This is a genomic window from Arenibacter sp. 6A1 (assembly GCF_012272855.1).
GTDB lineage: Bacteria > Bacteroidota > Bacteroidia > Flavobacteriales > Flavobacteriaceae > Arenibacter.
Map to the genome: position 1 here is coordinate 34,581 of NZ_JAAXCQ010000014.1, position 12,774 is coordinate 47,354.

A 12,774-nucleotide genomic window follows, 5' to 3' on the forward strand; every position below is an offset into this window, starting at 1 on the left:
TGTCAACGTTCGACAATTCCTGAGGTTTTAAAATTAGGAGTAGGAAGTATGGCGATTTTCAAGTGCCCATGGATAACCAATTTAAATGCCCGGCCGTACTTTTGGAACGTGGGTTTTTACAGTTTGATATTTTCTCAATCAGTCTACTAACAGCGTTTCAGAATTGATCCTAAAGCATTTTTCTTCTCCTAAATATAATGGATTTCCGTGTTTTTCTGACCAAAAGCCATCTAGTACATCCTTAGTTAAACAACGATAAACAGCAACGCCTTTATAGGTGGCATTATCATCACCTTGATAGTTGAAATTAATCACCAATATATTGTCTTTAAAAAAGCCAGTTCCTTTTTGTTCTTGGGTAGAATTTATTAACCATTTGGCAATTATTCTATTGTTCTCATCCAAGGATAAGGATAGAATTCCTTTATAAGTGTTTTCGGTGTCATCTTGATTTTTACCTAGTATGGAGTAGTCGCCTGTTAATTGTTTTAGTGTCATTAATTATGCTTTTGTACCCGGAGATTGGCTAGTAGTGTCTTTAAACATATATTTCTTTATCTATATAATTATATTAACTCGCTGTCTACAGTACCTAAGTTGGTAGTCCCATGCATTTCAGCCCTAATAGCTAACAAAAATAACTTTTATTTTCACTTTTCTTGGCTTATATAAACGGTTTTTTACTACCGCTATTTCTCCTTTTCTTTTTTGATTCCAAAGATAGGCTTGCTCCTAATCTATTTCCTGACGAATAATATTTTTGCATTTTCGTTCGGGCTTCTTCTAATCATATTTGGAATTGGCTAGCCATACATACCTTGGAATTAATAATTATCCAATTTAACCCCACGAGAATTCCGAATATGTGTTAAACCCTCTTAAAAATGTGTTAATCCCTCGAAATTATGTTACACTTTTTTGAATCTGTTCTAACACAGGGGGATAGCGAAGAAGTAATATTGCTTTTAGGTAATTCAATTTCCGCTCCTTTTAAGAGTTATGACATGCAAATGGAAAATTCACTTATCTAGCATGTTAATTATTTTAAGGAGCTTATTGTAATTATTGCTAAAAACCAATTAAAACCAACCAAGTATGAGAAAACTAAAAAGGTGTATGCTCTTTTTATTGAAAAAGCCTAAAAAGCAATTATTAGAAGCAAACCTTGTGCTATTGCTGTGTATAATTTCAGCAACAACCATTCAAGCCAAGGTTATTTATGAACCCATGGTAAACGAAAGTTTGGTATCGGGCGTTTTTCAGGATGGGGTTGTAACAGGTACCATTCTGGACGAAAACAACAATCCGTTGCCGGGTGCCACGGTTTTGGCGGTAGGGACCGTCATTGGGGCAACCTCCGATTTTGATGGCAACTATAGTATATCCGTGCCAGAAAGTGCTACAAAACTGGCTATATCCTATATAGGGTATGAAACGCAAACTGTGGCTATAGCGGGAAGAAGTGAAATAAACATTCAATTAAAAGTATCGGCGAACACCTTGGACGAAGTTGTGGTTACGGCCCTAGGTATTGAAAGATCTAAAAGATCTTTGGCATATTCAGTGTCCAAAGTTGGAGGGGATGAATTTACCGAAGCCAGAGAAACAAACGTAGCAAACAGTTTGGCCGGTAAGGTAGCTGGTGTAAATGTGACAAGAACGGCGTCAGGACCTGCTGGGACTGTGCGGGTTTTAATCCGTGGTAACTCTTCATTAACCGGTAACAACCAACCGTTATATGTTGTTGATGGAATCCCTATTGATAACACAAATAGAGGTTCTGCAGGTGAATGGGGTGGATCTGATGGCGGTGACGGTATTGGTAATATCAACCCAGACGACATAGAGTCCATGTCAGTATTAAAAGGTAATTCTGCTGCCGCACTCTATGGATCTCAAGCATCCAATGGGGTTATTCTTATTACAACCAAAAGGGGTAAAACCAATCAAGGACTTCAAGTAGAAGTAAATTCAAACTACGTATTTGAAAATGCTATCAATCATTTAGATCCACAGACGGAATATGGCTCTGGACTTTTGGGAGAAAAACCCACAACACAATCTGAAGCTTGGGCTGCCGGGGAGTTTTCTTGGGGAGCAAAATTGGATGGGTCCAGTGTTGTACAATTCGATGGGGTAAGCAGACCTTATTCTTATTCTGGTAATAATTTTGACAAATTCTATAGAACGGGGAATACTTCCACAAATACTGTTTCCTTAAGCGGAGGTTCAGCAGATTTAGGGTATAGATTTTCTGCCTCCACTATGGACAACGAAAGTATTATGCCGAATTCTGGAATGAAAAGACAGACCTTTAGTGTGAATATGCACGGGAAAGCATTGAATGATAAATTGTCATTTCAAACCAGTGCACAGTATATTTTACAGGATGTAAAAAACAGATCTCAATTGGCAGATTCTCCAGGAAATGCTCATTATAGCGTTTGGCAATTGCCAGTAACAACCAACGTGTATGATTTAAAGGGCGATCCTAACAGGTTGGGAGCAAATCCTGAAGACGCAACGGATCTATATGGAGCTACCATGGGGCAAAAAGGATATGAATTATTGCCCACCAGCTCTATTTGGTTTCAAAACCCATATTGGGCAGCGTATCAACAGACAGATAAAGATTCTAAAGATCGCCTTATTGCAAGTGCTTCCTTACAATATGATGTGAACGATTGGGTGTATGTAAAAGGTAGAGCCGGGATTGACCAATCTGACCGTATAGCTGAAAGTATTAATCCTACAGGAACTGGACATAATATAAATGGGGGTATGAGTCAAGGTCAGTACAAATACCAACAGACCAATTTTGATATCATGCTAGGTTCCCGTCAAGAATTTGACAATGGTATTGCGTATGATTTCTTGGCAGGTGCCAATAAAATGAGATTGCAAGAAGATGGAACGTACGCATCTGGAAATAATTTTGCTTTGCCATTCTTTTACTCCATAGCAAATGGTATTAATAATGGTGGAGGGAGTTCTTTCTCAAAATTAGGTTCCCACTCAGTATATGGTCAAGCAGAAATCTCCTACAATAACTGGCTGTTTTTAACGGGGTCGGCAAGGAATGATTGGTTCTCCGTGTTGGATGGTAGAGATGTTTTTTATCCATCAGTAGGGCTTAGTGGCGTATTATCCGATGTCATAACATTACCAGAAGTAATCGATTTTGTAAAAGTTAGAACCTCTTGGGCACAAGTGGGGAGCGTTGGAGACATTGGGGCTTATTCTTTAAAACAGAATTATGGTTTAGGTAGAGCACAACTTGGAGTTCCTCGTGGTTCAATAAGTGGCAGCTCGGTAAGAAATGCTAATCTTAACCCGTTGCTAGTAACAGAGTTAGAGCTAGGATTCAACGTTCAGTTTTTAAACAATAGGTTGGGGGTAGATTTCTCCTACTACGACAAAAAGACCGAAGACGATATCCTAAATGCTGGAATTTCTTATACTTCTGGATATTGGTCAACCATAGTAAATGTGGGTGAACTTACAAATAAAGGGGTTGAATTATTGCTGACAGGGGTACCGGTTAGAACGGAAAATTTTGGTTGGAATGTTTCTTTTAACATGAGTAACAACAAAAGTAAAGTAGTCAGTTTGGTAGATCCGGACAATGATAAAGAACGTTTTAATATAGGATTAAGTAGGGCCAGACATGCTTGGGTAACCCATATTGAAGGTCAGCCTTTTGGGCAAATAACAGGTAGTCAATTCCTTAGAGGTGCAGATGGAGAATTAACCCTTGATGCCAATGGATTGCCTCAAGTAGATGAGGCCGCAGGAACAGTGTCTTTTGGGACAGGCGTACATCCATTTAGTGCAGGTTTACAAAACAGTTTTAGATATAAAGATTTCACTTTAAGTGTTTTAGTAGATATGAAAGATGGAGCTGTAGGACACAGTGGAACCAATGCTCAATTATACCGAAGAGGGGTACATAAGAATACTTTAGTAGGGCGTGAAAATGGCCTTGGTGTTATACCGGCAAGTGGCATTAGAGATTATTATGAAAAAATTTACAATGATATTGCCGAAGAGTTTATTTATGATGCGGGCTTTGTGAAATTAAGAGAAGTTACCTTAGGCTTTAACGTTCCTTCAGAAATGTTGGCAAAAACCTTTATAAGTAAAGCCAACCTTTCACTAGTAGGAAGAAATCTTTGGTTGATTCATTCAAACGTTGAAAATATTGACCCAGAATCTAGCTATACCTCAGGCAATGCCCAAGGATTAGATTTCTTTGCTATGCCACAAACAAGTTCGTTTGGATTTAACGTGAATCTTACTTTTTAGTAATTAATAAAATAATAGTATTATGAAAATAAATAAAATCAGCATAAAAATTGCCTGTTTTTTTGTTACAATCGCGGCTATTTCAATGACATCCTGTGCGGAGGATTTAGCAGAATTGAATGAAAATCCAAATGCAATTGCAAATTTACCTGTTGAACTTCAGCTCACAGAGATACAATTAAAAGCCGCTGGTGCGCAATATGAAATGCGTAGGGTTGGTTTAGGTTGGGCCGCATCCTCTATTCAACAATTGGCCGATATTAATATTGCGACCAACATGTTGCCGGGAGATAAATACATTGACTTTATTGATTACAGTTATGCGGTATTTGATGAATATTGGGTGTATGAAGCCAAAGATGTAATTGATTATGTAACCCGTACTGCTGAAGATCCAGAAGCTATAAATTACAACGCTATTGGGCGTATTATGAAGGTTATCTCTTTTCAAAAGGTAACTGACCTTTATGGTGATATTCCCTATTCTGAAGCTGGCCAAGGGTTCATATCCAACAATTGGTTTCCGGCATACGATCGCCAACAAGATATTTATACCAACATGTTAAGTGAATTGGAGGCGGCAGCATCACAATTAAGTGCTTCAGCAGAAAACCCAGGGAATCAAGATGTTATATATGGTGGTGATATTACTAAATGGAGAAAATTATCGTATTCCCTGATGTTGCGATTAGGACTTAGAATGTCAAAAGCAGATCCTGCCGCATCAGAAGCATGGGTCAAGAAAGCCATCGCAGGAGGTGTTATGACAGATTTAAATGACTTGGCAAAAATTGAACACGAAGAAGGTGGGGTAGAAAGCCCTATTGGCTATTCTTTTTTCGTAGATAAATTTATGCGATTGAGTGATACCTTCGTTAGCTGGATGCAAGATAATGACGATCCTAGATTAGAGATATTGTCCTATGTAGAGTCTGGTGCACCACATCAGGGGTTGCCAAATGGCTTGGATCCAACAACAATAGCGACCGAGGGACCTGCGGGAGGCGATCTTTTAGATTATTCACAAGTGAACCAAGCTTTGGTTCAAAGAGATTCTCCTTCAATGTATATAACCTATGCCGAAGTAGAATTTATGCTGGCAGAGGCTGCAGTAAGAGGATGGCATACTGGCATAGCACAAGAACATTACAATAAAGGTGTTCGTGCTGCCATGGCAAACTGGGGGTTTTATGGTGTGACCCCGCCCGCAACAGCAGACGTAGATGCATATTTAGCAGCCAATCCTTTTGTTTTAGCAAACGGACTAGAGATGATAGGGGAGCAATATTGGGCAGCGACCTTTTTAAATCCATTGGAAGCTTATGCTAACTGGAGAAGAATAGAATACCCTGTTTTGACACCCGTAAATTATCCCGGAAATGCTACAGGAGGAACTATTCCAAGAAGAATGAAATATCCTTTGGTTGAATTTACTATAAATGCAGAGAATATAAATGCTGCAATATCAAATCAAGGTCCAAATACTTACACTACCCGTGTATGGTGGGATAAGCAATAGTATTCATATTCTTATCACTTAAACAATGTTAGTTATTTTTAAATTAGTTTAATAAAGGAGGGGGGCACCCTCCTTTATTTTATTTTTATTTACTAGGTTTATTATGATGAAAACTTATGAATCCACATTTTGTTTTTGGCTATATACGGTAACTACAATACTTCTTTTGCCCATAATTGCCACAGCCCAAAAACAAGAGCAATTTACCTTATTGGAACCTGGAAAGACAGGAGTAACTTTTGAGAACACAATAAGGGACACCAAGGCCAGTAATATCCTCATTTATTCAAACTTTTATGGTGGAGCAGGCGTAGGAGTAGGTGATTTTAACAATGATGGTTTACAGGATATTTTTTTCGCCGGAAATTTGGTCAGTGATCAATTATATATAAATAAGGGCGAAATACAGTTTGAGGATATTACTCGGGCTTCTGGAATAGAAGATAATGGAGGTTGGTCTTCTGGGGTAATCATTGGAGATATTAATAACGATGGTTGGCAAGATATTTATGTGACTAGGGAGCTTTATGATGGCAATCCTGAAATTCGTAGGAACAGGCTCTATATAAACACCACTAAGGACAATCTAGATCATAAAACAACATTTAAGGAAGCTGCGGCAGAATACGGACTAGACAATAGCGAAAGGACCAGACATGCTGCTTTTTTGGATTACAACAAAGATGGCTTGTTAGATGTTTTTCTTCTTAATCACCCCCCAAATCCAGGGAATTTTTCAGAAATGTACGGCGTAGACCGTACGCAAGAAAGATTTGCCCCAAGGCTGTATAAAAATAATGGTAATAAAACATTTACGGACGTTACCATGGATGCAGGAGTTTTTAAACTTGGCAACGCCAATAGTGTTTCGGTATTTGACGCCAATAATGACGGATGGCCAGATATTTACATAGCGCATGATTTTGGTCCCCCAGATGCCTTTTTTTTGAATAATACCGATGGGACTTTTACGAATATCATCGATACCTCTTTAAAGCATATTTCCTATTTCAGTATGGGAGTCGATGCTGCGGATATCAATAACGATGGTAATTTAGATCTGATGGTCCTTGATATGGTGGCAGAGGATAATTTCCGAATTAAATCCAATATGAGCGGTATGAATCCTACATCATTCTGGAATATTGTGAATAATGGTGGGCATTACCAATATATGTATAACACTTTGCAGTTAAATCAGGGTGTTTTCTCGGGAATCCCTCAATTTAGTGACATTGCACAGATGGCAGGAGTGTCTAGTACTGATTGGAGTTGGTCCAATGTTATTGCAGATTTCGATAATGATGGCTTAAAGGATATTTATGTCACCAACGGTCTTTTAAGGGACATACGAAATACAGATTCCGACAAGGCAGTGTCCAACTACGTTACCGCAGTGGCCAATGATTTTGTAAAGAACAATCCCAATGCAGGGGATGTGTCTATTTGGGATATTCTTGATTTGGAGAAAACTTTAAACCATATTCCTTCGGTAAGGTTGTCCAATTACGCCTTCAAAAATAAGGACGGAATGACCTTCGAGAAAATGTCCGAAGAATGGGGTTTGTCCCAAAAAACCTTTTCGGCCGGATGTGCTTATGCGGATCTAGACAATGATGGTGATTTAGATCTCATAGTGAATAACGTGAACGACAGGGCGTTTATATATCAAAATAATGGGGAGAATAAAGCAAATCAGAATTACCTACGGGTAAACTTAACAGATAAAGAAAAGAACACCCCAATGCTAGGCGCAAGAGTAGAGGCCCTACAAGGAAAAACAAGACAGCTTTACGAGTTTACAAGTGTTCGGGGGATGTATTCCTCTAGTGAACAAATTGCCCATTTTGGATTTTCTGAAAATAACAAGATAGATTCCCTCAAGATCACTTGGCCAAATATGAAAACTACCGTCTATACGGATGTAATGCCAAATCAATTCCTAACTATTGATTTAGAAGATGCCCATAAATTGAATAGTCATACTACTTCCAAGAAGAACCCATTATTTAGTACAGTCCAAGCGATTCCATTTGAACACCAAGAAAACAAGTTCGATGATTTTGACCTTCAAGTGTTATTGCCCCATAAACAGTCTCAATTTGGTCCAGCATTAGCAGTAGGCGACGTCAATGGAGACGGCTTAGAAGATGTGTTTGTTGGGGGAGCGTCGGGGTATGAACCAACTCTTTTCCTACAAAATAAAACAGGGGAATTTAGGAAGGTTGATAGTGAAACCTGGAGAGAAGCAGCTAAATATGAGGACTTGGATGCCATATTTTTTGATATGGATAATGATGGTGATCTAGATCTATATGTAGTGAGCGGTGGCAATGAATGGGAAGCGAATACCGATTATTATCAAGATAGACTGTATATAAATGAAGGAAAGGGAATTTTTAATCTTGCCAAGAGTAAACTTCCCTCGCTTACCGAGAGTGGTTCGGTAGTGCGCGCCTTCGATTATGATAAGGATGGCTATCTGGACCTTTTTATAGGTGGGCGACATAAACCCTGGGATTACCCCTCACCAGTTAGTAGCAGGATATTGAAAAATAATAAGGGTTCTTTTAAAGATGTTACCCGATCAGTCGCCAAGGATTTATTGGACATAGGAATGGTTACCGATGCCGTATGGATCGATTTTGATGAAGATGGGAATACAGACCTTGTTCTTACCGGCGAATGGATGCCGATTACCTTTATTAAAAATACGGGGGAGAAGTTTATAAATATAACCCATTCTCAAGGCTTGCCCAATACCGAGGGCTGGTGGTATAGTTTGGCAGCTGCAGATATGGATAATGATGGGGATTTAGACCTAGTAGCGGGTAATTTGGGGCTGAATTATAAGTACAAAGCTAGCGAGGAAACGCCTTTTGAGGTGCATTACAGTGACTTTGATAAAAATGGCTCCAAGGATATAGTGCTTAGTTACTATAATTTTGGTGAACAGTTTCCGCTCCGTGGCAGATCTTGTTCCGCAGAACAAATTCCCATGATTGCAAAACGGTTCCAGAGTTATGATGTATTTGCAACCGCCAACTTAACAGAGGTTTATGGGGAAGATAACCTGCAGTCCGCAACACACTATTCCTCGAAAACTTTTGCCAGTGCCTATTTTGAAAATAAAGGGAAGGGAAAGTTTAGTATGAAAGCACTTCCCAATGAAGCGCAAATATCCAATGTAGATGCTATTCTGCTAGAAGACTTTGATGGAGATGGCAATAAGGATATCCTGTTGGCCGGCAATATGTATCCCGTAGAAATAGAGACAACAAGAAACGACGCTGGTGTCGGCCTCTTCCTAAAAGGAGATGGAAAGGGAGGGTTTACTCCGGTAGTACCTAGGGAAAGTGGGGTGTATCTAATGGGGGACGTTCAGAAGTTAAAGCGGATAAATACATCCGGGAATAAACTGATCATAAGTGCCGTTAATAATGGCGTAATCGGAGCTATTAAAATAAATGAATAATCAAGATCGTATGAAGAATAATAGAAAATTGATCAACATTGCTTATGGGCTTGTTTTTTTCTCCTTTGGTGTACATTTTGGTCATGCTCAAACCTCCCATAATAAAGCAAACACAGAAAAACTATTTTCCTTATTGCCTAGTACTAGTACTGGTATTGATTTTAACAATGCGGTAACGGATACCGAAGAGGCCAATGCACTTATATATGAATTGTTTTACAATGGTGCTGGTGTGGCCATAGAGGATATCAATAATGATGGACTTCCGGATATTTATTTTGCCGGGAACCAAGTTCGGGATAGGTTATATTTAAATCTAGGAAACCTTAAATTTAGAGATATTACCGAAGCATCCGGAATATTGGATAGAGGCGGATGGTCTAAGGGAGTAAATATCGTGGATATTAACGGAGATGGCTTTAAGGATATCTACGTATGTAAGAACTTATACGATGATAATCCTGAACTTAGAATAAATGAACTATACATCAATAACGGGGATTTGACTTTTACGGAATCGGCTCGCGACTATAATTTGAACGACCCTTTTAGAGCTATCCATGCTAACTTTTTTGATTATGATAAGGATGGAGATTTTGATATGTTCCTTATAAATCAACCTCCCAACCCTTCGTTGTTGTCTCCCTTGAAAGGGAGGAATTGGCTTAGCCCAGACCTTACCTATCGGTTTTTAGAAAACACAGGGAATGGGTTTAAGGATGTTACTGCAGCTGTAGGCTTGGAGAATGTGGGATATGGCCTAAGTTCTATAGTGGGCGATTTTAATAATGATCAATGGCCAGATCTTTATGTGACCAATGATTACGAAGGGCCCGATTTCTTTTATATAAACAATGGTGACGGAACCTTTACCAACAAGGCCAATGACTATTTAAAGCACATATCGTTTTTTAGTATGGGCTCGGATGTAGGGGATATTAATAATGATGGTCTGTTAGACCTGGCAGTAATGGATATGGTCGCAGAGGATAACTACCGACTTAAGGCAAATATGGGAGGCATGAACCCAGAGGAGTTTTGGAATATAGTAAATCTTGGTGGTCATTACCAGTATATGTTCAATACCCTACAAATGAACAACGGGAGCGATGCCAATGGCAACCTTGTTTTTAGCGAAATAGGGCAATTAGCGGGAATGTCCAATACCGATTGGAGCTGGTCAGCGCTGTTTGCAGATTTTGATAACAATGGGTTTCAGGATCTGTATGTTACCAATGGCATTAAGAAAGATATTAGGAATACGGATGCTCTTAGAAATATAGATGCCTATTTGTCCAGTATTGTAGAAAAACACCAAATTAAAAATGCGTCTTCGAACCTAAATGAAATTCGGGGGTTAGTTTCATTGGATAGTATATTGGCGTTTTTTCCCTCCCAAAAAATACCCAACTATGTTTTTAAGAACAAGGGTGGGTTAAATTTTGCAAAAGCGTCTGAAGAGTGGGGAATCGATCAACCTTCATTTTCTTCTGGGGCGGCCTATGGAGATTTGGACAATGACGGGGATTTAGATCTAGTAGTGAATAATGTTGATGATGTTGCATTTATCTATGAGAATAATTCGAATAAATTGACCAAGAATAATTTCCTCAACATAAAATTTACGGAAGCTAATAAGCACAAGAGCTTTTTTGGGACTAGGGCCAGTATTTATTATGATGGAGGAGTACAGATAGGGGAGTTGACCAGTGCAAGAGGATTTTATTCGAGTAGTGAAAGCCTCATCCATTTTGGACTGGGAAGAAGCAAAAAAATTGATAGTTTGGTAATTTCATGGTACGATGGGGGTTCCTCGGTGCTACACAAAATTAAATCCAATCAGATACTCACAATTGATCGGGCAAAATTAAAAACTACTGTACTAGGGAAGCAAAAAAAAATAGACAGGCTTTTTGAGGACATTACCAATGAGATTAACCTCGATCAAATACATCAAGAAAATTTTTTTGATGACTTTGAAAGGGAAGTGTTGTTGCCTCATAAAATGTCTGCCTTTGGTCCGGGTCTGACCGTAGGGGATGTTAACGGAGATGGACTTGATGATTTTTTCGTTGGAGGAGCAGTAGGTCATAGCGGAAGTGTCTTTTTTCAAGCTGTAAACGGAACCTTCCACAAATCAGGGGTGGAAGCGTATACAGGTTATCCCTATCATGAGGATATGGGGGCTGAATTTATCGATGCCGACTTGGACGGGGATTTGGATTTGTATGTAGTAAGTGGCGGCAATGAATACGAAAAGGGAATTGAATTATATCAGGACAGATTTTATACCAATGATGGCAACGGCAATTTTTCCTTGTTACAATCGGCATTGCCGCAACTAACAGCAAGCGGCTCGAGGGTAATTAAGGCAGATTATGACAAGGATGGAGACATGGACCTGTTCGTATGTGGGAGGCAAGTGCCCGGTAATTACCCCGAACCAGCGGAAAGTTATCTATTGAAAAACAATTGGAAGGAAGAAGGTGTTCTTCAGTTTAAGAAAGTAATTATTAAAGATCTTATGGATCTGGGTATGGTAACAGATGCTTCTTGGACAGACTTTGATAATGACGGGGATTTAGACCTTATAGTTGTAGGGGAGTGGATGCCAGTAACCGTACTGGAAAACAAAGAAGGTCATTTTAAAAAAATGGACTTGTCAAACTCCCTTAAAAACACAACGGGCTGGTGGTACAGCGTACAAGCAGCAGATTTGGATGGGGACGGTGACGACGATTATATAATTGGGAATCTAGGGCTTAATTACAAATATAAAGCTAGTCCCGAAGAGCCCTTTACGGTGAATTATGGTGACTTTGACCAAAATGGGAAAAATGATATTGTACTGGGATACTATAATTACGGGGAACATTATCCATTGAGAGGTAGATCCTGCTCATCTCAGCAAATTCCTGGATTGAAACAAATCTTTCCAAACTACGATACCTTTGCCTCGGCATCGCTGAGCGAAGTATATGGGGAGGATCAATTAAGTAAATCCTTGGAGTATAAGGCGTATATGTTCCAAAGTATTGCTCTTGAGAATTTGGGAAATGGGAATTTTAAAACACATGAGTTACCCATAGAGGCCCAAGTATCTAGCATTAACGATATCCTAATTACCGATGTGGACAAAGATGGGGCATTAGACCTTATCCTAGCAGGGAATATGTATGGCTCAGAAGTAGAAACACCACGCAATGATGCAGGGATCGGACTCTTTTTAAAGGGAAACGGAACATTCGGCTTTAAGGCCATCTCCATGATGGAGAGCGGCTTAAATCTTCCTTATGATGTAAAGGAATTAAAATCGTTAAAATTAGGAAACAAAAGGGCGATGGTAGTCGGTGTAAACGATGGACCATTAAAAATTATTACATACTAATAGCCCCAACCAAGGTGTTTTAAGAGCATTGGGAATTTAAAAACACACATAGTCCGAGAAAGTTTTATATTGAAAAGCGGTAGACAG

5 protein-coding genes are annotated in these 12,774 nt (G+C 39.1%); 4 read left to right on the top strand and 1 reads right to left on the bottom strand.

Annotated features, from left to right (window positions below; translation table 11 throughout):
* Positions 1-138 precede the first annotated feature (138 nt).
* Positions 139-498 (bottom strand): hypothetical protein, encoded by a 360-nt coding sequence (locus HCG49_RS13245; RefSeq protein ID WP_168470016.1) that lies wholly within the window; start codon positions 496-498, stop codon positions 139-141.
* A 597-nt stretch (positions 499-1,095) separates the two neighbouring features.
* Between HCG49_RS13245 and HCG49_RS13250 the strand changes: the two genes are divergently transcribed.
* From HCG49_RS13250 to HCG49_RS13265, 4 genes are all read left to right on the top strand, one after another.
* Positions 1,096-4,305 (top strand): SusC/RagA family TonB-linked outer membrane protein, encoded by a 3,210-nt coding sequence (locus HCG49_RS13250; RefSeq protein WP_168470017.1) that lies wholly within the window; start codon positions 1,096-1,098, stop codon positions 4,303-4,305.
* A gap of 22 nt (positions 4,306-4,327) precedes the next feature.
* Entirely contained in the window at positions 4,328-5,824 is a 1,497-nt protein-coding gene (locus HCG49_RS13255) for a SusD/RagB family nutrient-binding outer membrane lipoprotein (protein ID WP_168470018.1), read from the top strand.
* Positions 5,825-5,927: 103 nt separating this feature from the next.
* Positions 5,928-9,299 carry a VCBS repeat-containing protein gene (locus tag HCG49_RS13260; RefSeq protein ID WP_168470019.1) on the top strand — a complete coding sequence of 1,124 codons (3,372 nt, stop codon included), beginning with the start codon at positions 5,928-5,930 and terminating at the stop codon, positions 9,297-9,299.
* A 10-nt stretch (positions 9,300-9,309) separates the two neighbouring features.
* Positions 9,310-12,687: a VCBS repeat-containing protein gene (locus tag HCG49_RS13265; RefSeq protein ID WP_205764398.1), complete on the top strand. Its 3,378-nt coding sequence runs from the start codon at positions 9,310-9,312 to the stop codon at positions 12,685-12,687.
* Positions 12,688-12,774: the final 87 nt, after the last annotated feature.

Bases quoted from the DNA above. Each gene is read 5' to 3' on its own strand.
- HCG49_RS13265 (WP_205764398.1), top strand. From the start codon at position 9,310: ATGAAGAATAATAGAAAATTGATCAACATTGCTTATGGGCTTGTTTTT.
- HCG49_RS13245 (WP_168470016.1), bottom strand. From the start codon at position 498: ATGACACTAAAACAATTAACAGGCGACTACTCCATACTAGGTAAAAAT.
- HCG49_RS13260 (WP_168470019.1), top strand. From the start codon at position 5,928: ATGATGAAAACTTATGAATCCACATTTTGTTTTTGGCTATATACGGTA.
- HCG49_RS13250 (WP_168470017.1), top strand. From the start codon at position 1,096: ATGAGAAAACTAAAAAGGTGTATGCTCTTTTTATTGAAAAAGCCTAAA.
- HCG49_RS13255 (WP_168470018.1), top strand. From the start codon at position 4,328: ATGAAAATAAATAAAATCAGCATAAAAATTGCCTGTTTTTTTGTTACA.